Raw genomic sequence first — 20,888 nt, forward strand, 5'->3', positions numbered from 1 at the left:
GTACAGAAGTTCCGGATTTCGTAGCCTAAGCTAAGCGTTGTGGCAGCTCACAAGACCGGAACCTCGGAAGCATCATCGGCGTCGGACAGCGACAACACTTCGGCGCACGACGCGGCAATCGACACGCTCGCGCTCTCGTCGGTGGCTCAGGACTACCTCAAGGTCATCTGGACGATCCAGGAGTGGTCCCACGAACGGGTTTCCACCAAGCTCCTGTCCGAGAAGATGAGCGTCTCGGCCTCGACCGTGTCCGAGGCCATCCGCAAACTCTCGGACCAGGGCCTGGTCGATCACGCCCGCTACGGTTCCATCGCCTTGACGGACAGCGGCCGCGCCGCCGCTGTGTCGATGGTCCGGCGCCACCGGTTGATCGAGACTTACCTGGTTCAGGAACTCGGGTACGGCTGGGACGAAGTCCACGACGAAGCCGAAGTCCTCGAACATGCCGTTTCCGATTTGATGATCGCCCGGATGGACGCCAAACTCGGCTTCCCCGAACGCGACCCACACGGCGATCCCATTCCCGCCACCGATGGTTCGGTACCAACTCCCCCGGCCCGCCAGCTCAGCGACTTCGCCAACGGCGAACAGGGCCGCGTTGCCCGGATCTCCGATTCCGATCCCGAAATGCTCCGCTACTTCGATTCCGTCGGCGTCAGTCTCGATGTCGAGATCACTGTCGAGGAGCGCCGCGATTTCGCCGGTACCGTGTCCGTGCGACTCGGCGACAGCCCGAACACCATCGATCTGGGAAGTCCAGTCGCTCAAGCAATTTGGCTTGTCTAACCGCTCAGAGCGGCAGCCGGTATCGACGTTCCACAGGCCGGACGCCGTCTGCCCGGGTCCAGTCGGCGAGCCTCTCGTCGACGTACTCCCAACCTCGACGCTCGTACAGCGCGATCGCCGGCAGAGCGTCATCCACGACGTCGAGCACCAGTCCCAACTGACTCTCGGCTGCAAAAACCGTTACGGCGTCGAGTAGCGCATCGCTGAGGCCGTTCCCGCGTACACGGGGATGAACGAATAGTCGCGACACAGCTGTCGATCCCGCGGTTACCGGCGCACCTCCGACCTCGCTGTCGACGGCGACATGACCGACAACACGGCCGTCACTCTCACCGACCCACGCATTCACCACGGTGGGCGAACTGAGCCAGCGGCGCGGGTTCAGGGGCCACGTGTTCGGATATCCGTCGCGCTCGTGGACCCGCGCGAGCACATCGACGCAACCGTCGAGGTCGCCGTCGACACGCTCGCGAACGATCATCCCCGCAGCGTCGCCGGCCGCACGACCATCACCGAGCTGGCGCGTCGACCCTTCTCCTGCAGGAGCGCGATCGTGTGTCCGGTGGGATCGATGGCCGCACAGATCCCCTTCATCCCGAGCGGCTCGAGCCAGCGCCCCTGGCTGATCGCCTCGGCTTCCTCTGCGGTGATCTGCCGATGCGGAAAGGCCGTCTGCGCGGCCTGGTCGATGTCGAGGCTCACACCCGGCTGCTCCGCCAGGTCTTCGAGCGTGCGCGCATGTTCGAGAGTGAACGGCCCGACGCGGGTGCGGCGCAGTGCCGTCAAATGGCCGCCGACGCCCAACTCGCGACCGAGATCCCGCGCGAGTGAGCGGATGTACGTACCGGACGAGCACTCCACGTCGACGTCCAGGTCGACGAATCCTCCCGGAACATCTCGCCGAGCCAGAACTTCGAAAGTCGACACCGTTACCGGGCGCGGAGCGAGTTCGACGGTTTCTCCCGCTCGCACCAATGCGTGTGCGCGCTGACCGTCGACCTTGATAGCACTCACGCTCGCCGGAATCTGCTTGATGTCTCCGGTCAGCGTTGCCACGATCGCCGCGATCTCCGCGTCCGTCACCTGCGAAGCGTCTGCGGAAGTCAGAACCTCACCCTCGGCGTCGTCCGTGTCCGTCGCTGCACCGAGACGAATGGTCGCCGAATACGCCTTGGTGGTCAGCGCCAGGAGTCCGAGCAACTTGGTCGCACGCTCCACGCCGAGTACGAGGACACCGGTTGCCATGGGATCCAGCGTCCCGGCATGTCCCACCTTGCGGGTGTTCAACAACTTGCGGCAACGAGCGACCACGTCGTGGCTGGTGATACCTGCCTCTTTGTCGACGATCAGGATTCCGGCGCCGACAAGACCGGAGGAAGGCTTTTCACGAGCTGACACGTGTGCCGATTCTGCCAGTCGCACTCACTGCACCGAAATTGCCGTCAGGATGAGCCCGTCCGACACCAACCACCTGCCGTCGAAAGAGGTGAGCGGCGGACCGGACGTCGCCTCACCGGGGACGAGCAGACGTGACGTGAAAGTTCCGGAAGTGTCCGACTCCGCCTCGAACGTGATGTGGGCGTCCTCGAACCCCAACCAGCGCCCGGTCAGCGGAAACCAGGCTTTGTACGTGGCTTCCTTCGCACAGAAAAGCACTCGATCCCAATGCACCGGACCGCCGGTCTCCTGGGCACCCAGCCACGTTCGTTCCGCCTCGATACTGACCGCAGGCAAAACCCCGTCCGGCAGCGGGCCGTGCGGTTCGGCGTCGATTCCGAGAGAGCGGACCTGCATGGAATACGCCAGGACAGCGCCGCGGTAGCCGTCGCAATGGGCGAGGCTCCCGACCACTCCTTGCGGCCACAGCGGGGCACCACGCTCGCCGCGCATGACGGCAGCAGACGGAACACCGAGCTTGCCCATCGCCTGACGCGCGAGGTGCCGAGTAGTCACGAACTCGCGACGACGCTTCTCGACGGCGCGGCCGATCAACGCCTCCTCGCTGGGATGCGGTACCAGACCGGGCGGATCGACGAAGGCCTCGGCCGTCGCGACTCCACCGGGGAGAATCTGTTCGATCACGTAGCGATACCTCTCAGCGTCCGGCGCGCATGCGCTCGACTTCGGCTTCCTGCTCGGGCGTGACCTTGAAGTGGCCGCCCCACTTGTTGAGCGTTCCCGGCGGGTACTCCGGAACGGGAAGAATCTGACGCAACAGTTTCTCCGGCAGTCCGCGCCGACGCCATTCGCGCGGGTATCCGAGTGAGACTTCCTCGAAGCGGACGCCGTCGTAGTACGTGGTTCGGGGAATGTGCAGGTGTCCGTACACCGAGCACACCGCGTTGTACTTCACGTGCCAGTCGGCGGTCGCGGTGGTTCCGCACCACAATGCGAACTCCGGATACATGAGCACATCCGTCGGCTGCCGGACCATCGGGAAATGGTTCACGAGAACGGTTTTTGTGCCTTCGGGGAGCGCGTCCAGCCGTGCCTGGGTGTATTCGATTCTGGCCCGGCACCACGCGTCGCGCGTTGCATACGGCTGCGGCGAGAGTAGGAACTCGTCAGTGGCGACGACGTTCTTGTCCCGCGCGATCTCGAGCCCGTGTTCCTTGTCCCGCGCACCTGCGGGCAGGAACGAGTAGTCGTAGAGAAGGAACATCGGGACGACCGTGACCGGCCCCTCGTCCCCCTCCCAGACCGGGAACGGGTCCTCGGGCGTGATGACGTCGAGTTCGCGGCACATGTTGACCAGGTACTCGTACCGCGGCGCTCCGTGAATCTGAACCGGATCCTTGGCGGTCGTCCACAGCTCGTGGTTGCCCGGAATCCAGATGACCTTTGCGAATCGGCTGCGAAGGAGCTTCAACGCCCACCGGATGTCGTCCGTCTTCTCCGAGACGTCACCGGCGAGGATGAGCCAGTCGTCAGGCGAATCCGGAAACAGTTCTTCCGTCATCGGCTTGTTGCCGTTGTGACCGACATGAATGTCGCTCACCGCCATCAACTTTGCTGCCACGATCCCTCTGCTTCCTCAGTTGAACTTCCGCGCCTCGCCGTCGCCGGACCTGTCACTGCCCACTTGCCGGAAAACGCTCGCCACGACACCGCGACCATCCGAAGTACTACGAACACGGTAAGCCCTGCCCAAATTCCGGCCAGACCCCAGTCGTAGACGAGGGAGAGCCAGATCGCGGGCAGAAACCCGAGAACTGCGCAGAGCATTGTCGCGTTGCGCAGAAACACCACATCGCCGGCACCCAGTAGAACACCGTCGAGTGCAAACACGATTCCCGCTACCGGCATGATCGCGACGAAGAACCACCACGCGATCGACATCTGACCGAGCACCTCGGCGTCGGACGTGAAGAGTCCGGGGATCACGGAGTGGCCGGCGGCAAAGAAGATCGCGAGCACCACGGCAAATACCGTCGACCATGCGGTGATCCGCCAGGTCATCTTCTTCGCCGCGGCTGCGAATCCGCCGCCGAGTGCCGCTCCGATCAGCGTCTGAGCGGCGATAGCCAATGAATCGAGAAGGAGCGAAACCAGATTCCACAGTTGGAGGACAACTTGGTGGGCGCCGACTACAGCTGCACCGAACCTCGACGCCACCGCGGCCGCAGAGACGAAACACGCTTGGAATGCGAGGCTGCGCAGAATCAGGTCACGGCCCATCAGCATCTGCGCCCGCATGATCGCAAAATGCGGTCGGGCGGAGACCGGTTCACGAAAGAGCGCCCAGGCGAACAGGACACCCGAAACGCTCTGGCCAACCAGATTCGCGACAGCCGACCCTTCGAGTTCCATACGCGGAGCACCGAGCAAACCGTGCACGAGAATCGGGCACAAGACCGCCGAAATACCCAGACCCACAAGGACGAACCGAAGCGGTCGCACCGTGTTCTGAACCCCGCGCATCCAGCCGTTGCCGGCCAGGGCTACCAGGATGAGTGGAACACCCAATACTGCTATCCGAAGCCAACTTTCCGCAGCCGCGGCGATGTCGGGAGTTCCGGCCACCGCCGAAGTCAGCGGGCCGGCGATCACCTGCACGATCGCTACCAAGGCCAAGCCGATTGCGGCCGCCAGCCAGGTCGCCTGAACGCCCTCGCCTACCGCGTCGCGCTCGCGGCCCGCTCCGTGCAGCCGTGCCGCGCGCGCCGTCGTCCCGTACGACAAGAAGGTCAGCTGCGTACTCACCAACGACAGGATCAGACCACCGACCGCCAAACCGGCCAGCGGAAGCGCCCCGAGTCGGCCGACCACGGCGATGTCGAACAACAGATAGAGAGGTTCGGCGGCCAGCACCCCGAGTGCCGGAAACGCCAGGGAAAAGATTCGTCGTCCAGTGACGTCGAAATCAGCTGCTGAAGATCCCGCCGAGGTGGCGTCGGATTCGCTCAATGCCGCGGATTCAGCCGAGTGCCGCGACGAGCGCGGCGACAATCTCGTCGCTCGAAGTGGTCGACGTATATCCGGCCGACAGCCGATGCCCGCCACCACCAAGACCTTCGGCGACCGCCGACACGTCGATCGCCGATTTTGCACGCAACGAGATCGACCAGCTTCCGGAAACCGACTCCTTGAGTACCGCGGCAACTTCGGCTTCCGAAGTGGTTCGCACGATATCGACGACGCTTTCGATCTCCTCGGAACGAAGATCGCCGATGTCACTGCGTCGGATCACCGCGTACACCAGCCCACGGCCGTCCGCGGCTTCCGGGACCAGCACCGCGGACCCGAGTACCGAAGCCAGCATCGGCAACCACCCGAACGGATGGGTGTCGAGCAGCTTTCGCGCAATCGCGTCGCCGTCGATGCCGGTCGCCAGCAAACGCGCCGCGAGCACGTGCGGAAGTGGTCCGCCCCAACGGAAGGAGCCAGTGTCGGTGACCAGTCCGGCATAGAGACAGTGCGCAAGATCGCGATCGATCGCGATTCCCCACGCATCGAAGAATCGTGCGATGAGTGCCGTCGTCGAAGCCGCGGTTTCGTCGACGACGTTGATGGTTCCGAATTCGGAATTGGAGCGATGGTGATCGAGGACGATCGTGCGATTCGCGCCGGCGAGTCGACTCGCCAACTCACCGAGCCTGCCCTCACTCCCGACGTCCACGGTCACCAGTACATCGACGCTTTCCCGAACATCGGCGGGCGCCACGAGCAAGTGAACACCAGGGAAATCGCACATCGACTCGGGCAGCGCCGACGGCCGACTGAACGCGACCTGCACCGAAACGCCCCGACCCTCGAGAACGAGGCCGAGTGCTAGTCCGCTACCGATCGTGTCCGCATCCGGCTGCACATGGCAGAGAATTGTCACCGTGTGTGCTGCTTCGAGAACCTCGGCCACCTGAGCGAACTTCGCCTCGCAGGGGTCGACATCTGAAAGTGCGGTGATCGTCATTCTCGGTGCGCGTCAGTCGGCTTCACGAACATCTGGCGACGCCTCGTCTTCGTCTGCCGCCACTCGCGGCTCCTTGTACGGATCTGCATCTCCGGCGGGCTGAGCGTTCTCACGAGCCTTGGCGACCTCGTCGTCGGCGGCCTTGGCACGGGCCAGCAGTTCTTCCATATGACGCGCGGTGTCGGGAACGGTATCGGCGACAAACGTCAGAGTCGGTGTGAAGCGGACTCCGGTTCCGGCACCGACCTTCGAGCGCAGAACACCCTTGGCCTTCTCGAGCCCTGCAGCGGCGGCCTCTACATCGGGCGCGGAATCGACCTTCTCGCCCATGACTGTGTAGTACACCGTCGCGTCGTGCAGATCGTTCGTGACCTTGGTATCCGTGATGGTCACAAAAGCGAGTCGCGGATCCTTGATCTCGTGATCGATCGCGGTTGCGACGATGGTTCCGATACGCTTTGCCAACTTGCGTGCCCGGGCTGGATCTACCATGACTGTCAGTCTCCTCTACCTGGCCACTCGAATCGAGGTGACTCGATCGATCAAAGTTCTGGTTAACAAGAATTATTACCGACAACAGTCTCGTCCATCGGCTACCCGGCAACCAAATCACCATACGCAGAGGTCCTCGACCACATTGACACCGCTGGCAGGCCCGTCGTCGATCTCTACGGCAACCGGGGACATCGGGCGTGAGCATCGACACATCAGCCCCACCCTGATCGCATCGAGGAGAGTCCTGTGACCGATATCGACTCCGTAGTCGAGAACGAGACCACCGTCCCACTTCTCCCGTGCTCGGACGTGCCGAGCACGCTCGAATTCCTGCAGGCACTCGGATTTCAGGTCACCTACGAGATGACGCGCCCCTACTTGTATCTCGCGTTCCGTTGGCGCGGTGTCGAATTGCACTACGGGAAGCCCAGTTCGACGTTCGATCCAGCCGAAGAGTCCTCGGGATGCCTCGTCATGGTGGACACGGTCGCGCCCTACCACCACGCGTTCACGCTCGCACTGCGCGCCGCCTACGGGAAGGTCCTCGCCAAGGGCGCGCCGCGAATCACACGCTTCCGGCCGGGTCAGAGTCGGTTCACCGTCGTCGATCCGTCGGGCAACAACATCATCTTCATTCAGCGTGACGAACCCGAAGACCTCGAATACGGCGGATCGAAGTCCTTGAAAGGGTTGGCGAGGGTCGTCGACAACGCCCGCATTCTTCGGGAATTCAAGAACGACGATCGCACTGCCGCTCGGGTTTTGGACGTCGGCCTACGTCGATTCCCCGGCGCCGGCGCGGTGGATCTGGTGAAAGCGCTGACCGCTCGCGCCGAGATCGCCATTGCGCTGGGCGAAACCGAGATTGTGCGAAAAATGCGCGACGCGGTGGACGGCGTCACACTGGGTCCCGCAGACGCCGAATCCCTTGCCGACGAACTCGATTCGGTACGCCGTCTGGAAGCGTGGCTCACTGAGACCGATCGGTGACGCTCAGTCTTCCGGGCCGAAGATTCGCCTTCGCACTGCCAGCAACTGAATCTCCGGACGCTCGGCCACTGCCCGTTCACAATGATCGAGAACGTCGTGCAGGTGATCGACGGACGAGCTGACCACACCGACGCCCACGAGCGCACGACGCAGGCGTCCCTGCTCCCCCGCCTCCGCTGCACTCACGCCGAATCGACGGAGTTCCGTCAGGATCGGCGACAGCATCGAACGCTTTTCCTTGAGTGAGTGGACATCCCCGAAAAGGATGTCGAACTCCAGTGCCCCTACAAACATATTCCCCCTAGACAGAGCCGAATGGACTCCCCCCGACTTGTATGTTCAAGTCCGGGAGAGTCCATGTCAGCTAGTACTCACGTGCGTCCGCCCCAACGCCCGTGTCGACATAATCAGTCGCGCGGCTTCTCGCGAAGCTCGTAGCACTCGAGAACGTCACCGATCTTGATATCGGAATAGGTGACGGTCAAACCACATTCGTAGCCTTCGCGAACCTCGGTAGCGTCTTCCTTCTCCCGCTTGAGCGAGGAGATGGTGACCGTCTCGGCGACAACCTTGCTGTCGCGGATGAGACGTGCCTTGGCGTTGCGACGGATGCTGCCCGACGTGACCAAGCAACCGGCAATGTTGCCGATCTTGGACGAACGGAACATGGCGCGGATCTCTGCCTTGCCCAGCTCGACCTCTTCGTACACCGGCTTGAGCAGACCCTTGAGGGCCTTCTCGACCTCGTCGATGGCCTGGTAGATCACCGAGTAGTAGCGAATGTCGACGCCCTCGCGGTTCGCCAGCTCCGTTGCCTTGCCTTCGGCGCGGACATTGAAGCCGATGATGATCGCGTTGGACGCAGCAGCCAGGTTGACGTTGGTCTCCGTGATGCCACCGACACCGCGGTCGATGACGCGCAACTGCACCTCGTCGTCGATCGGAATTGCGAGGAGAGCCTCTTCGAGGGCCTCCACGGTTCCCGAGTTGTCACCCTTGAGGATCAAGTTCAGCTGTGAATGTTCCTTCAGAGCTGCATCGAGATCGTCGAGGCTGATGCGCTTACGACTCTTCGCTGCAAGCGCGTTGCGCTTACGTGCGTTGCGACGGTCTGCGATCTGGCGAGCAATACGGTCCTCGTCGACCACGAGCAGGTTGTCGCCTGCACCGGGGACCGACGTGAAGCCGATGACCTGAACCGGACGTGAAGGCAATGCCTCGTGGACGTCCTGACCGTGCTCGTCCACCATGCGGCGGACGCGGCCGTAAGCATCACCGGCAACGATCGAGTCGCCGACCCGCAGCGTTCCGCGCTGAATGAGCACGGTAGCGACGGGGCCGCGGCCACGGTCGAGGTGCGCCTCGATGGCAACACCCTGAGCGTCCATGTCCGGGTTGGCGCGCAGATCCAGGGAAGCGTCGGCCGTCAACAGCACTGCTTCGAGCAGTGCGTCGATGTTGAGGCCCTGCTTCGCCGAGATGTCGACGAACATGGTGTCTCCGCCGTATTCCTCGGCCACCAGTCCGTACTCGGTGAGCTGCTGCCGGATCTTGTCCGGGTTCGCGCCTTCCTTGTCGATCTTGTTCACCGCGACCACGATCGGCACGTCGGCCGCCTGGGCGTGGTTGATCGCTTCCACCGTCTGCGGCATGACGCCGTCGTCGGCTGCGACAACAAGGATCGCGAGGTCGGTGGCCTTGGCACCACGAGCACGCATGGCCGTGAAGGCCTCGTGACCCGGGGTGTCGATGAACGTCACGAGACGCTCGTTGCCCTCGAGCTCGGTCAGCACCTGGTAGGCACCGATGTGCTGCGTGATGCCGCCGGCTTCGCCCTCACGGACATTCGCCTTACGGATCACGTCGAGCAGACGGGTCTTACCGTGGTCGACGTGGCCCATGACGGTGACCACAGGCGGACGGGACTCGAGGTCCTCTTCTCCGCCGGCGTCCTCGCCGTAGGTGAGGTCGAAGCTGTCGAGCAGCTCGCGATCCTCGTCCTCCGGGCTGACGACCTGCACGACGTAGTTCATTTCGCCGCCGAGCAGCTCCAGCGTCTCGTCGTTGACCGACTGAGTTGCCGTGACCATCTCACCGAGGTTGAACAACGCCTGCACGAGTGCTGCGGGGTTCGCATCGATCTTGTCCGCGAAGTCCGACAGCGATGCGCCGCGAGCGAGACGGATGGTCTCACCGTTGCCGCGTGGCAGCCTGACGCCGCCGACTGCGGGAGCCTGCATGCTTTCGTACTCGGCGCGCTTCGCCCGCTTCGACTTACGTCCACGGCGAACTGCTCCGCCGGGACGACCGAATGCACCTGCCGCTGCGCCGCGCTGACCGGGACGGCCACCGCCGCCGGGACGACCGCGGAATCCACCGGCCGGAGCTGCTCCACCGGGAGCACCTGCACCGGCACCGGCGCCGGGAGCGCCGCCACCGCGGTATCCACCGCCGCCGCCACCCGGACGACCACCGGGAGCGCCACCGGGACGACCCGGACGTCCGCCGCCACCGGGCGCGGGACGAGCGGAACGAGCAGGCATTGCACCCGGGTTCGGGCGAGGAGGCATGGAGCCGGGGCTGGGACGGGGTCCGCCCTGACCTGCAGGCGGACGAGGTCCACCCTGGCCGGGAGCCGGACGGGGGCCGCCCTGACCCGGAGCCGGACGAGAACCGCCCTGGCCGGGAGCCGGACGGGGACCGCCCTGACCCGGAGCCGGACGAGAACCGCCCTGATTGGCACCCGGACGCGGTGCGCCGGGAGCCGGACGAGGTGCCGGACGCTCGGCGGGAGCCGAGGAGTACGGGTTGTTACCGACGCGAGGTGCCTTCGGTCCCGGACGCGGTCCGCCGGGCTTTGCGCCGGTGGACGGTGCGGCCGGAGCCGCGGGGGCTGCCGGTGCCGACGCTGCGGGAGCAGCCGGAGCCGGGCGTGCCGGCTGTGCTGGCTTCGGAGCGTTGAACGTCGGGGTGGGGACCGGCGCCGACGGTGCTGCCGGAGCAGCGGCTGCGGGAGCCGCGGGGGCTGCCGGTGCCGGTGCTGCGGGAGCGGCCGGTGCGGGTGCGGCCGGCTTGGGGCCGGGACGCGGGGCGCCGGGCTTTGCAGCTGACGGCGACGGTGCACCGGGCTTTGCCGCGGGGCGGGCCGGAGCGGATGCGCCGGTCTCGGTCTTGGTTTCTGCTCCGCCTGCCGACGGGAATGACTCCCGCAGACGACGGGCGACGGGCGCCTCCACTGTGGATGACGCAGACTTCACGAACTCGCCTTGCTCTTTGAGCGTTGCGAGTAGTTCCTTGCTGGTGACACCGAGTTCTTTAGCCAACTCGTGCACGCGGGCCTTGCCTGCCACTGCTCTCCTCACTGATGAGGTCGAGCAGGAGGCATCCCACAGATGTGGGTCCCGCACGACCTCGGGTTATCGCCGATGGACGTTCATCGTTGGTGCTTCACGGTGTGCTCATGAGTGCTTGTGCCTGTTCTTCTCGAGAGGTACTGCTTTTGTGTGAACTGCGTCGACCAGTTGGTCGACAGCGGACGTGTCCAGATTTCCGGACACTCGCAGTGCTCTGCTGAATGCTCGGCGCCGCTCTGCCAGGCTCAGACAACTCGGATCCAGGTGCAGCCATGCACCTCGACCGGGGAGTCTTCGCGATACGTCGGGGATCAGCGGGGAACCCTCCGGCCCCTGCCCACCAACCACGACCCTTAACAGATCGACAGCCGACCCTTGTTCCCTGCACCCCACACACGTTCTGACCGGGAAACCGGGTTTCACGCGCGCAGAATCCGAGGACTCACGTCGAACCATTGTCCACTCTACCGCCGAACCGTCTCGATCACTGCATTCCACCGTTATCCGTTGGACGTGGCGGGCCGCTCGGACGCGTCGCCGACGGGTGCCGCATCACTGCGAATGTCAATGCGCCAACCTGTCAACCGTGCAGCCAGGCGGGCATTTTGGCCCTCTTTTCCGATGGCCAGCGAAAGCTGGAAATCGGGCACGATGACACGGGCCGCACGAGCTTCGGGATCTACGACAGTGACGGAGACCACTTTCGACGGGGAAAGTGCGTTGCCGACAAAGGTCGCCGGATCTTCGTCGAAGTCGATGATGTCGATCTTCTCCCCGGCGAGTTCACTCATGACGTTGCGGACGCGCTGACCCATCGGGCCGATGCACGCGCCCTTCGCGTTGAGTCCCTGCACGCGTGAAGCAACGGCGATCTTGGAACGGTGTCCCGCTTCACGCGCGACGTTGATGATCTCGACGCTGCCGTCCGCGATCTCCGGAACCTCGAGGGCGAACAATTTGCGTACCAGGTTCGGGTGGGTCCGCGACAGGGTGATCTGTGGGCCACGGGCGCCGCGAGCAACTCCGACGACGTAGCACTTGATGCGCTCACCGTGCTCGTAGTTCTCGCCGGGAACTTGTTCTGCCGGCGGCAGCAGCCCTTCGGCGCCGTTGGATTCGCTGCCGATGCGAACGACGATCATTCCACGAGAGTTCGCGCGTGTGTCGCGCTGGATGACACCGCCGACGATCTCACCCTCGTGCGTGGAGAACTCACCGAAACTGCGTTCGTGCTCGGCGTCGCGCAGGCGCTGCAGGATGACCTGGCGTGCGGTTGTCGCCGCGATCCGGCCGAATCCTTCAGGAGTGTCGTCCCACTCTTCGCCGATCATGTTGCCGTCTGCATCGGTGTCGTGCGCCATCACTCGCACGGAGCCGGTCTTGATGTTGACGTCGATCCGAGCGTTCTGCTTGTGTCCCTCGGTGTGGCGATACGCCGTCAGCAGCGCGGTCTGGATCGTGGCGATCACAGTTTCGATCGAGACGCCTTTTTCGGCTTCGATCGCTCGCAACGCTGCAATGTCGATATTCACTTGTCGAACCCTTCTTCGTTTTCTACGTCTTCTAATTCTGCTTCGTCGTCTTCAGTGCTGTCGACACCGACATCGATCGCATCCGACGGGACTGCACGGCCCTCCGGAATGCCGCCAGCGAGTTCCAACTCCGCCTCACTGGGCTTCGAGAACTCCACCTGAACGACCGCCTTCTGTACGTCGGCCAGGGCAATCTCTCGCACGGTCAGCCCGCCGCGCCCACCGATGACAACCGCAACCGAATCGTCGTTCAACATTCCGATACGGCCCACTACGGTCTCGCCGGCCAGATCGATGCGCGCCTTACGTCCCCGGGCTCGACGCCAGTGACGCTCGAGCGTCAGCGGACGATCGATTCCCGGCGAGGTCACCTCGAGGGTGTACGGCGTTTCACCGATTTCCTCGAGACTGTCGAAGAGTTCCGAAACGAGTCTGCTGATCTCTGCGGCGGCATCGAGTTCGATCCCGGCATCGCTGTCGACCATGATGCGCACCGCGCTGTGCTTGCCCGCATTGGTCACGACTACGTCTTCGACGTCGTAACCCTGGGCGTGCACGAGTTCGGAGATCAGCTCGATCACCCTCTCCCTGGATGGCACCGGCATCTCGCGAACTCCTCATTTCAGTTGTCGTCGATTGTCCGACTTGTGTCGACGGTCGACGTGGGCGGCTGCGAGCATGAAAAGACACCAGGTGCCACATGCTGCAAGCATCCAAGAGTACCGCTCATTGCGCGTCTCCGTGACCAGAGTGCCCGACGCACGTCACAGTTGAACACGACCCGCGGATTCGAACGATCGGCCGACCACCTGGCACGATGGACTGGTGCTGACGCCCATGACCACTACCCCACTCTCCCGGCGGAGTGCGATCAAGATGACGGGAACCGCAGCAGTGTTGGGCGCTGCAGCCTTCACCTTGTCCGCCTGCACCGACGACGGCACAGCGGAGGCGGCTGCAGAAGTCGACCAGCTGACAGCCCAGGCCGAGCGAGCCCGTTCGGACGCGGCAGCGGCAACCGCCGCGATCGCTCTTGCACCGGACAAGTCGGCCTCGCTGACGACGATCAGCGCCGAACGAACAGCGCATGCACTCGAACTCGACGCCGAGATTGCGCGGGCAGCGGGCGCCGCCGCCGCTACGACCACTGCATCGCCGTCAACCTCGGCCGCGAACGCTCCTGCGGGCGTCGACACGCTGAGTACCTCGCTGGCCGATTCGGCGCGCAGTGCCGCGGACCTGGCACGGACGATGTCCGGCTATCGCGCAGGCTTGCTCGGCTCGATCAGCGCGTCGTGTTCAACCCAGGTTGCGGTGTTGCTTCCGTGATCACTTCGCACAACCGTCGATCCGAGAGCTCTGCCTTGCTGACCGCCATCGAATCCGAGAATGCCGCGATCTTCGCTTACGGAGTAGTCGCCGCATTTTCGAACCCTGCCCGCGTCAACGAAGTTGCCACGCATACAGCTGCGCACCGCGCTCGACGCGATGCTCTGGTCGCACTCTCGACCGAAGCCGGCGAGACCCCGCCGACAGCCGCAGCGGCCTACGAGATTCCGTTCCCGGTGACCGATGCCGTTACCGCAGCACAACTGGCTGCACAGATCGAAGCCGACACTGCCGTGACCTACCGTGCATTTGTCGAACAGGTCGACACCGACCAACTCCGCACGTTCGGCATCGACGGCCTCACCGATGCGGCAATCCGCGGTGCCGGTTGGCGGTCCGCACTGGGAACCACTCCGGCCACCTCAGCGTTTCCGGGGGACCCGACCACGTAACTGCTGTGCGCCTTTATTAACCCCCGGCGGTTAATAAAGGCGCACAGCAGTTTTTCAGGCCTTGCGATGCGAGGGCACGAACCACGCCGCGACCACCGCGACCAACACGAAGCAACCGCCGACGCGCAGAGCGGGTGTCAGTGCATCGCCGTAGCCCAGCGGAGTGAGCGCACCGCCGGCGGCGAGGAAAACTGCGGTGAGAACTGCGATTCCCAGAGCAACACCGATCTCACGAAGCGTGGAGTTCGTCGAACTGGCCGTTCCGTGATCGGGTTCGTCCATGTCGACGAGCACAGCTGTCGAACTCGGCGCGAAGGTCAAGCCCATGCCGATGCCGGCCATCAGCAGCGCCGGAACCAGCGACCCGTACGTCACGTCCGGACCGATCAACGCGGCCAACCAGAACAGGGCTCCGGCCTGGAGCAACAGTCCGGTCAGCAGGAGCGAACGGAGCCCGACCTTCGGTGCCAGAAAACCGGCGAGAGGCGCGAAGATCATCGGCGCTGCCGTCCACGGAAGCGTCCGCAGGCCTGCTTGGAACGGGCTGTAGCCCATCACGATCTGGAGGTACTGCGACAGCAGGAACACCGCCCCGAAGATACCGATCGAGAAGGTCAAGCCGATGACGTTCGCCATCGAGAAGCTGCGTGAGCGGAACAGACGTAGGGGCATCACCGGATGCGACGTCTTCATCTCGCGAAGAACGAACAGCGCCAGGGCAACTGCGGAACCCACCAGCGACGCCACCACTCCGAAGGATCCCCAGCCCTCGTCGTTGCCGTGAACGATTCCCCATACCGCCAGAAACACGCCGAGCCCGGCGAGCGCGACACCGGGAAGATCGAGAGGCTGTGTGCGACCAGTCGATTCGCGCAACGCGTACAACGCGAGAGGAACAGCGACGATCGCAACCGGCACGTTGATCCAGAAGATGCCCTGCCATGAGAACCCGTCGACTACTGCTCCACCGACAACCGGACCCATCGCGACTCCCAGCCCGGAGACTCCACCCCACACGCCGATTGCCATGGCGCGCTTGGCTTCCGGTACGGCTGCTACGAGGAGAGTGAGTGAGAGCGGCATGATCGCGGCAGCGCCGGCGCCCTGAAAAGCTCGGGCCGCGATCAGCAGGCTTGGTGTCGTCGACAACGCCGAAGCAATCGATGCCGCCGTGAACAGCCCGATTCCGAACACGAACATCCGGCGGCGTCCCCACCGATCGCCGAGCGTCGTCGCCGAAAGCATCAGCGTCGCAAAGCAGAGCGTGTACGCGTTCATGAACCACTGAAGTTGCCCGACGGACGCGTTCAACTCCTTCTCGATCACCGGCAGCGCGCTCGTCATCACGAGGTTGTCGAGGGTGGCCATGAACATGGGCAGAGAGGCAGCAACCATCGCTATCGCGATCGGAACCTTCCGTCCTCCACTGTTTTCCGACCCGGATGCGGCGTCCGATCCGGACTTCGTCAAAACGGTCATCGTGATTCCTCGAGTGAAGGTGCCTTAAGGCATCGAATGATTACTTAAGCCGAAACTAAGCTATCCGGTGATAACGTGTCAACATGTCGATCGGTGCAGCTGAACCACGTACCCGCAGGATGAGCGCACCGGAACGTCGCGCGCTCGTCCTTGCCGCGGCAACGCGAGCCTTCGCAAAGGGCGGATACTCCGGGACCAGTACGGACGCTGTCGCCAAAGAAGCCGGTGTCTCGCAGCCCTACGTCGTGCGCATGTTCGGAACCAAGGCAGATCTGTTCCACGCGGTGTTCACGCGCGCGCTCGACGAAATCGTGCGCACCTTCAACGACAAATTGGATACGGTCACGATCGATCCGAGCAATCCGCAATTCTGGGCCGAGCTCGGATCCGCCTACGGTGAACTGGTTCTCGACCGAGACCTACTGCTTGTCATGTTGCACGGCTTCGCCACCAGCACCGATGATGTCGCCGCCGTGTCCCGGACCGCCATGTCCGGCATCTACAGCTTGCTGCGTGAGCGCACCGGCTGCACGCCCGAGCAAGCGCGTTTGTTCATCGCGAACGGGATGCTGATCAACAATCTGCTCGCAATGATGGCGCCCGAACACGCCGAAGAAGATCCGGCACTCGGCGAGCTCTGGGGCAGCGTCTTCAGCGACTCGACTGCGATCACGCTCACCGGCGACGAATCCTCGAGCGAAACCGACAGCATTTCCTGACCGGTCACTGGGAAAAACTCCACACATGTGACTGAGGACACCCTACAGTCGATCCGACATGTCTCCGGGAAACCCAGACGAAAAGGACCGACGTTGGATCTCGCACAACGCCTCGACGCGCTCGAACAGATCGAGGAAATCAAGAAGCTCAAGCACGGCTACTGGCGAGCATGTGACGCCAAAGATCCAGTTCAGTTCCGCAACAGCTTCATCCGTTCCGGAGCGTCGATCGACTACGGTCGCCTCGGCGCGTTCGACGACGCGGGGCCGATGGCGGACATCTTCGAGAAGATCGCCCTCCGCAAGGTCGACGGCCAGTACGCGGTCCTCGACATGCATCACGGATTGCATCCCGATATCGCACTGACCTCGGAGACTTCCGCGGTAGGTCGATGGACCCTGCAGTTCCGCCAGGTCGACACCGTCGGACGCACCGAGAAGTTGATGACCGGGGAATACGACGACAAATACGTGATCGAGGACGGTGTGTGGAAAATGAGTCAATGCCACTTCACGGAGACGTGGTCGATCACCACTCCCCTGTCCCCTGACGCTGACATCGCCGAGGGTTCGTTGGGTGGGCCGCGATGACGACGAACGGAAAAGTTGCGCTCGTAACCGGTGCCAGCCGGAGCGTCGGTAAGGGCATTGCCCTCACACTGGGAAGCGACGGGTGGACTGTGTACGTGACGGCACGAGGAACCGTCGGCGCTGACGGCCCGCTCGATCGCACCGCGGCGGAGATCACCGAGCGCGGTGGTCACGGCATTGCCGTGCAGTGCGATCACAGCGACGATCAGCAGATCGTCGATCTATTTGCACGTATCGCAGACGAACAGTCAGGCCGCCTCGATCTCCTGGTCAACAACGTCTGGGCCAACCCGGCCGGCTATGCAGGCTTCGCTGATCCGTTCTGGAAGAGGCCGATCGACGATTGGGATTCGCTGATCGGGATCGGACTACGTGCCCACTATGTTGCTTCGGTGGAAGCGGCCAAGTTGATGGTTCCCCGGGGCAGCGGAGTGATCGGCAACATCTCGTCATTCGGGACCCGCGGGTACCTGCACTCGGTGCTGTACGGCATGTCGAAGGCAGGCTTGGACAAGATGGCTGCGGACATGGCCGTCGAGTTGAAGGGAACCGGCGTCACCGCGCTGTCCTTCTGGCTCGGATTGATCCGCAACGAACGCATGGAAGCGAGCGGAATCGAGAGCTTCGAAGGCTTCTCACTGGCCGAGGCCGAAACCCCGGAATTCGTCGGTCAGGTCATCACCGCGTTGGCCAACGACCCAGAAGTGAACGCGCGCAGCGGTCACACTCTGATCACCGCCGAAACGGCTGTCGAATACGGGATCACCGACGCCAACGGGAAACAACCGGCGTCACATCGCAGTGCCTTCGGCGGCGGGCCGCTTTTCTGAGTCATCTGCAGCAGTAGGCGCGTCGCGTGCCGACACAGCACGCGGCGCTGCCACTCGGGCCTTCAAAGCAAGCCAGGCGCAACCGATCACGACGACGCCACCGGCCATGATCGAGGGCGACAACGCCTCACCGAGTATCAGCGCCGACCACGCGATGCTGAGCACCGGTTGAACCAGCTGTGTTTGGCTCACTGTGGAAATGGGACCGATCGCCAGGCCCCGGTACCAGGGGAAGAACCCGAGAAACATACTCACGCACCCCAGGTAGGCAAACGAAAGCCACGAGTTCGTATCGGCAGAGACCGAGGCCTGTGCCATGGACGCCACCGTCAACGCAATCGTTACCGGCAGTCCGAGAATCAATGCCCAGGCAATCGTCTGCCACGAGCCGATCTCGCGCGCCAGCAACGCACCTTCCGAATATGCCAGCGCTGCACACACAACCGCGGCGAACAGAAGAAGGTCAGCGAGATGGAACGAGCCGAGTCCACCGTTTGCGACGGCCACGAACCCTACGACGGACACCGCACCGGCGGCGCTTGCCCACCAGAATCCCGGACTGGGGCGCTCTTTTCCTCGAACGACGGCAAAAACCGCGGTAGCCGCGGGAAGTAGACCGATCACCACCGCCGCGTGACTTGCCGGCGATGTCTGCAACGCAAACGTGGTGAACAGTGAAAACCCCAGAACCGCGCCAACGGTCACGAGTGCGATCCGCAACCATTGCCGAAGCGTCGGAAGCGTCGCGCGAGTTACCGAAAGCATCACAATCGCAAGGACTCCGGCAACGACGGCGCGGCCCGCACCGACAAACAAGGGGTCGAGATCCGCGACGGCGACTCTCGTGAGCGGAACGGTGAACGAGAACGCCAGCACTCCGAGCAAGCCCCACCACAAACCGGATCGAGACGATGTCGTCGGTAGCAGTGCCTGCGGCGTGGCGATAGCGCTACTCTTGATACTCATGTTTTACGATAGCAGTAGCGCACCAACCTGCGAAACTGGTATTTCAGATGCGTACCCGTGTGCAGGAGATCGAAATTGCACCGAGCAGACCGACAAGCGCGAATGCATAGAAGCCCCACGGCACGGCGTAACCCGCACCCAGGAGAACTCCGCCCAGAATCGGGCCACAGATCGCACCGACCCGACCGACACCGGCCGACCATCCGAGCGCTGTCGCGCGAATTTGAGGAGGATGATTGGCGCTGGTGAAGGCGTAGACCAACACCTGTGCACTGAAGACGAAGCATCCGGCGAGGAAGACCATCACGTAGATGCCGAACGACACCTTCACACTCAGAAGCGCCAGGAACAGCGCCGCTCCGGCGAACCACACGATGGCTGCGGTGCGCGGGCCTATCTTGTTCGCGACACCCCCGGCGATCAAGAGTCCGACGACAGCTCCGGCATTGAGGATCAGAAGGAACGTCAACGACGCCCCGAGGTTGTATCCGGCCTCACGCATGATTGTCGGAAGCCACGTGTTCAATCCGTAGACGAGCAGCAGGCCCATGAAACTGGTGATCCAGATAGCGATGCTGTTGCGTAGGAATTTCGAAGAGAACAGTGCGCGAACGGGATTGGCGGCTTCTGCACGCCCTGCTTCAGACGTAGGCGCGGCCTCGAGTTCGACTCCGTAACGGGCAGCGATTTCCTCGGCTTCGGCACGCTTTCCGTGAGCGAGAAGGTACGACGGAGATTCCGGCAGATACCGCAACATGAGCGGAATCAGGACGACGGCAGGAAGTGCGCCGACAACGAACATCGCTCGCCAACCGAAAGGTTCGATCACAACGAGCGCCAGCGCGGCGGTGGCAACGGCGCCGACGTGATAGCCGGTCATCAGCAAGGTGGACGCAGATCCGCCGCCTTGCTTCTTCGAGAATTCGTTGACCAGAGCCAATGCCGTCGGCAGGGCGCCACCCAGTCCCACACCGGCCAGGAAGCGCAGCAGACCGAAGATGAAGGGGTTAGGCGCAATTGCGCATAACAGAGTGAGAATCGAGAATGCGGCAACGGCGTACAGCAGCGCGCGGCGTCGACCGATGACGTCGGTGAGGGTGCCGATGACGAGGGCGCCGATAGTCATGCCGATGAGCCCGAAGGTCGAGATCATCGTGATCGTGCCTGTGCTCAATCCCCAGGCGTCGTAGTCGAGAAGCGAGGGAATCACCGCGCCGAGTACGACCAGGTCGAATCCGTCCAGAAGCACAGCGATCCAACACAACGGTGCTACCCACATTGCGGCACTCACCCGACGCGAACCGGTGGTTGAACTCGACTGCGTACGCGGTGCGGTCATCGGATCCTCGACATTCACTGCTTGTGGGCATTCACGATGCTTCAGATCTGCTTGCCTGGAATGATCTGTTCGCATTGCGAACGCCTGTTCATAATGAGCACATCGATTGTGTACGGAGTCACAACGCCATGTCAAACGTCGCGGTAATCTCGAGGAATGGCACTCTCCGAAAATGAGCGTGAACAGTTTCTGTCCGAGCCACACATCGGGGCACTGTCGGTATCCGACGGTCCCGAGCGCGGTCCGTTGACCGTCCCGATCTGGTACCTGTACTCACCCGGCGGCAAACCGTGGATCCTCACGGGAAAGGATTCGCGAAAAGCGCAGCTCATCGCGTCGGCCGGTCATTTCTCGTTGATGGCCGAAAGGCTTGATCCGACAATCCGTTACGTCAGTGTCAGCGGATCAGTCGACAAGATCGTTCCGGGCACCGACGAGATGCTGGTCGAAGTCTCGCGGCGCTACCTGACTCCGGACAAGGTCGACGGATACCTCGAATTCGCACGATCTCAGTTGGGCGAGCAGGTGGCGATCTTCATGGACCCGCAGCACTGGCTGTCCGCGGATCTCGGGGCCCTCTGACAACAACCGGAACCCGAAAGGCTCGGCGCGCCGGA

The 20,888-nt window shown here is 63.3% G+C and carries 23 protein-coding genes; 8 read left to right on the forward strand and 15 right to left on the reverse strand.

Annotated elements, in window-relative coordinates:
• The first annotated feature begins 39 nt into the window (after positions 1-39).
• Positions 40-786: a metal-dependent transcriptional regulator gene (locus tag ACWF6P_RS24670; protein ID WP_452622846.1), complete on the forward strand. Its 747-nt coding sequence runs from the start codon at positions 40-42 to the stop codon at positions 784-786.
• 4 nt (positions 787-790) lie between these two features.
• Here the strand turns inward: ACWF6P_RS24670 and ACWF6P_RS24675 are convergent, their stop codons facing one another.
• Genes ACWF6P_RS24675 through rbfA form a run of 7 tightly spaced genes read right to left on the reverse strand, consistent with a single transcriptional unit; the run spans position 791 to position 6,688 of the window.
• The gene (locus ACWF6P_RS24675; protein WP_452622847.1) at positions 791-1,267 is read right to left on the reverse strand and encodes a GNAT family N-acetyltransferase; all 477 of its coding nucleotides are present in this window, start codon (positions 1,265-1,267) and stop codon (positions 791-793) included.
• Positions 1,264-2,184, reverse strand: a complete 921-nt coding sequence (truB, locus tag ACWF6P_RS24680) for a tRNA pseudouridine(55) synthase TruB (RefSeq protein ID WP_452622848.1) — start codon at positions 2,182-2,184, stop codon at positions 1,264-1,266. The genes ACWF6P_RS24675 and truB overlap by 4 nt, the downstream gene beginning before the upstream one ends.
• 24 nt (positions 2,185-2,208) lie before the next feature.
• Positions 2,209-2,868 carry a 4'-phosphopantetheinyl transferase family protein gene (locus tag ACWF6P_RS24685; RefSeq protein WP_452622849.1) on the reverse strand — a complete coding sequence of 220 codons (660 nt, stop codon included), beginning with the start codon at positions 2,866-2,868 and terminating at the stop codon, positions 2,209-2,211.
• 13 nt (positions 2,869-2,881) lie between these two features.
• Positions 2,882-3,805: a metallophosphoesterase family protein gene (locus ACWF6P_RS24690; RefSeq protein ID WP_317827802.1), complete on the reverse strand. Its 924-nt coding sequence runs from the start codon at positions 3,803-3,805 to the stop codon at positions 2,882-2,884.
• Positions 3,790-5,193, reverse strand: a complete 1,404-nt coding sequence (locus ACWF6P_RS24695; RefSeq protein ID WP_452622850.1) for an MATE family efflux transporter — start codon at positions 5,191-5,193, stop codon at positions 3,790-3,792. Before ACWF6P_RS24695 ends, ACWF6P_RS24690 begins: the two co-directional genes overlap by 16 nt.
• Positions 5,194-5,203: 10 nt before the next feature.
• Positions 5,204-6,196: a DHH family phosphoesterase gene (locus ACWF6P_RS24700; RefSeq protein WP_452622851.1), complete on the reverse strand. Its 993-nt coding sequence runs from the start codon at positions 6,194-6,196 to the stop codon at positions 5,204-5,206.
• A gap of 12 nt (positions 6,197-6,208) precedes the next feature.
• A complete protein-coding gene (rbfA, locus tag ACWF6P_RS24705; RefSeq protein WP_283303841.1) occupies positions 6,209-6,688 on the reverse strand; it encodes a 30S ribosome-binding factor RbfA in 480 nt (159 codons plus the stop codon).
• A 249-nt stretch (positions 6,689-6,937) separates the two neighbouring features.
• On the opposite strand from rbfA, the gene ACWF6P_RS24710 reads away from it, so the two are divergent.
• Positions 6,938-7,681: a glyoxalase gene (locus ACWF6P_RS24710; RefSeq protein WP_452622852.1), complete on the forward strand. Its 744-nt coding sequence runs from the start codon at positions 6,938-6,940 to the stop codon at positions 7,679-7,681.
• Positions 7,682-7,684: 3 nt separating this feature from the next.
• On the opposite strand, the gene ACWF6P_RS24715 is transcribed toward ACWF6P_RS24710, so the two are convergent.
• The 5 genes from ACWF6P_RS24715 to rimP form a co-directional block, all read right to left on the reverse strand.
• On the reverse strand, positions 7,685-7,975 hold the full coding sequence (locus tag ACWF6P_RS24715) for a DUF503 domain-containing protein (protein WP_003942205.1): 291 nt from the start codon (positions 7,973-7,975) through the stop codon (positions 7,685-7,687).
• Positions 7,976-8,088: 113 nt separating this feature from the next.
• Positions 8,089-11,031, reverse strand: coding sequence for a translation initiation factor IF-2 (gene infB / locus ACWF6P_RS24720; RefSeq protein WP_452622853.1), 2,943 nt, complete (start codon positions 11,029-11,031; stop codon positions 8,089-8,091).
• Between the two features lie 108 nt (positions 11,032-11,139).
• Positions 11,140-11,490, reverse strand: a complete 351-nt coding sequence (locus ACWF6P_RS24725) for a YlxR family protein (protein ID WP_452622854.1) — start codon at positions 11,488-11,490, stop codon at positions 11,140-11,142.
• Between the two features lie 44 nt (positions 11,491-11,534).
• Positions 11,535-12,566, reverse strand: coding sequence for a transcription termination factor NusA (nusA, locus tag ACWF6P_RS24730; protein ID WP_452622855.1), 1,032 nt, complete (start codon positions 12,564-12,566; stop codon positions 11,535-11,537).
• Complete coding sequence (gene rimP, locus ACWF6P_RS24735) at positions 12,563-13,171, reverse strand: ribosome maturation factor RimP (protein WP_452622856.1); 609 nt, start codon at positions 13,169-13,171, stop codon at positions 12,563-12,565. Before rimP ends, nusA begins: the two co-directional genes overlap by 4 nt.
• Before the next feature lie 271 nt (positions 13,172-13,442).
• On the opposite strand from rimP, the gene ACWF6P_RS24740 reads away from it, so the two are divergent.
• Together ACWF6P_RS24740 and ACWF6P_RS24745 are read left to right on the forward strand one after the other, a co-directional pair.
• Positions 13,443-13,895 carry a hypothetical protein gene (locus tag ACWF6P_RS24740; protein ID WP_452622915.1) on the forward strand — a complete coding sequence of 151 codons (453 nt, stop codon included), beginning with the start codon at positions 13,443-13,445 and terminating at the stop codon, positions 13,893-13,895.
• Positions 13,892-14,347: a ferritin-like domain-containing protein gene (locus ACWF6P_RS24745; RefSeq protein WP_452622857.1), complete on the forward strand. Its 456-nt coding sequence runs from the start codon at positions 13,892-13,894 to the stop codon at positions 14,345-14,347. The genes ACWF6P_RS24740 and ACWF6P_RS24745 overlap by 4 nt, the downstream gene beginning before the upstream one ends.
• A 54-nt stretch (positions 14,348-14,401) precedes the next feature.
• Here ACWF6P_RS24745 and ACWF6P_RS24750 read toward each other — a convergent pair whose 3' ends face one another.
• Positions 14,402-15,826 (reverse strand): MFS transporter, encoded by a 1,425-nt coding sequence (locus ACWF6P_RS24750; RefSeq protein ID WP_452622858.1) that lies wholly within the window; start codon positions 15,824-15,826, stop codon positions 14,402-14,404.
• 83 nt (positions 15,827-15,909) lie between these two features.
• On the opposite strand from ACWF6P_RS24750, the gene ACWF6P_RS24755 reads away from it, so the two are divergent.
• The 3 genes from ACWF6P_RS24755 (at position 15,910) to ACWF6P_RS24765 (ending at position 17,966) form a co-directional block, all read left to right on the forward strand.
• On the forward strand, positions 15,910-16,545 hold the full coding sequence (locus tag ACWF6P_RS24755; RefSeq protein WP_452622859.1) for a TetR/AcrR family transcriptional regulator: 636 nt from the start codon (positions 15,910-15,912) through the stop codon (positions 16,543-16,545).
• A 93-nt stretch (positions 16,546-16,638) separates the two neighbouring features.
• The gene (locus ACWF6P_RS24760; RefSeq protein WP_452622860.1) at positions 16,639-17,136 is read left to right on the forward strand and encodes a nuclear transport factor 2 family protein; all 498 of its coding nucleotides are present in this window, start codon (positions 16,639-16,641) and stop codon (positions 17,134-17,136) included.
• Positions 17,133-17,966 carry an SDR family NAD(P)-dependent oxidoreductase gene (locus ACWF6P_RS24765; protein ID WP_452622861.1) on the forward strand — a complete coding sequence of 278 codons (834 nt, stop codon included), beginning with the start codon at positions 17,133-17,135 and terminating at the stop codon, positions 17,964-17,966. The genes ACWF6P_RS24760 and ACWF6P_RS24765 overlap by 4 nt, the downstream gene beginning before the upstream one ends.
• Here the strand turns inward: ACWF6P_RS24765 and ACWF6P_RS24770 are convergent.
• Together ACWF6P_RS24770 and ACWF6P_RS24775 are read right to left on the reverse strand one after the other, a co-directional pair.
• Positions 17,928-18,932, reverse strand: coding sequence for a DMT family transporter (locus tag ACWF6P_RS24770; RefSeq protein WP_452622862.1), 1,005 nt, complete (start codon positions 18,930-18,932; stop codon positions 17,928-17,930). The two genes, ACWF6P_RS24765 and ACWF6P_RS24770, sit on opposite strands and share 39 nt — an antisense overlap.
• Before the next feature lie 43 nt (positions 18,933-18,975).
• Positions 18,976-20,271: an MFS transporter gene (locus tag ACWF6P_RS24775; protein WP_452622863.1), complete on the reverse strand. Its 1,296-nt coding sequence runs from the start codon at positions 20,269-20,271 to the stop codon at positions 18,976-18,978.
• Positions 20,272-20,427: 156 nt separating this feature from the next.
• On the opposite strand from ACWF6P_RS24775, the gene ACWF6P_RS24780 reads away from it, so the two are divergent.
• The gene (locus ACWF6P_RS24780; protein WP_317555043.1) at positions 20,428-20,853 is read left to right on the forward strand and encodes a pyridoxamine 5'-phosphate oxidase family protein; all 426 of its coding nucleotides are present in this window, start codon (positions 20,428-20,430) and stop codon (positions 20,851-20,853) included.
• Positions 20,854-20,888: the final 35 nt, after the last annotated feature.

The sequence above is a fragment of the Rhodococcus sp. NPDC055024 genome, assembly GCF_053608585.1.

Excerpts from the sequence above, each read along its gene's own strand:
- ACWF6P_RS24675 (WP_452622847.1), bottom strand. The coding sequence starts at position 1,267 with ATGATCGTTCGCGAGCGTGTCGACGGCGACCTCGACGGTTGCGTCGAT.
- ACWF6P_RS24700 (WP_452622851.1), bottom strand. The coding sequence starts at position 6,196 with ATGACGATCACCGCACTTTCAGATGTCGACCCCTGCGAGGCGAAGTTC.
- rbfA (WP_283303841.1), bottom strand. The coding sequence starts at position 6,688 with ATGGTAGATCCAGCCCGGGCACGCAAGTTGGCAAAGCGTATCGGAACC.
- ACWF6P_RS24715 (WP_003942205.1), bottom strand. The coding sequence starts at position 7,975 with ATGTTTGTAGGGGCACTGGAGTTCGACATCCTTTTCGGGGATGTCCAC.
- ACWF6P_RS24725 (WP_452622854.1), bottom strand. The coding sequence starts at position 11,490 with ATGGTTCGACGTGAGTCCTCGGATTCTGCGCGCGTGAAACCCGGTTTC.
- rimP (WP_452622856.1), bottom strand. The coding sequence starts at position 13,171 with ATGCCGGTGCCATCCAGGGAGAGGGTGATCGAGCTGATCTCCGAACTC.
- ACWF6P_RS24740 (WP_452622915.1), top strand. The coding sequence starts at position 13,443 with ATGACGGGAACCGCAGCAGTGTTGGGCGCTGCAGCCTTCACCTTGTCC.
- ACWF6P_RS24750 (WP_452622858.1), bottom strand. The coding sequence starts at position 15,826 with ATGACCGTTTTGACGAAGTCCGGATCGGACGCCGCATCCGGGTCGGAA.
- ACWF6P_RS24755 (WP_452622859.1), top strand. The coding sequence starts at position 15,910 with ATGTCGATCGGTGCAGCTGAACCACGTACCCGCAGGATGAGCGCACCG.
- ACWF6P_RS24765 (WP_452622861.1), top strand. The coding sequence starts at position 17,133 with ATGACGACGAACGGAAAAGTTGCGCTCGTAACCGGTGCCAGCCGGAGC.
- ACWF6P_RS24770 (WP_452622862.1), bottom strand. The coding sequence starts at position 18,932 with ATGAGTATCAAGAGTAGCGCTATCGCCACGCCGCAGGCACTGCTACCG.
- ACWF6P_RS24775 (WP_452622863.1), bottom strand. The coding sequence starts at position 20,271 with ATGACCGCACCGCGTACGCAGTCGAGTTCAACCACCGGTTCGCGTCGG.
- ACWF6P_RS24780 (WP_317555043.1), top strand. The coding sequence starts at position 20,428 with ATGGCACTCTCCGAAAATGAGCGTGAACAGTTTCTGTCCGAGCCACAC.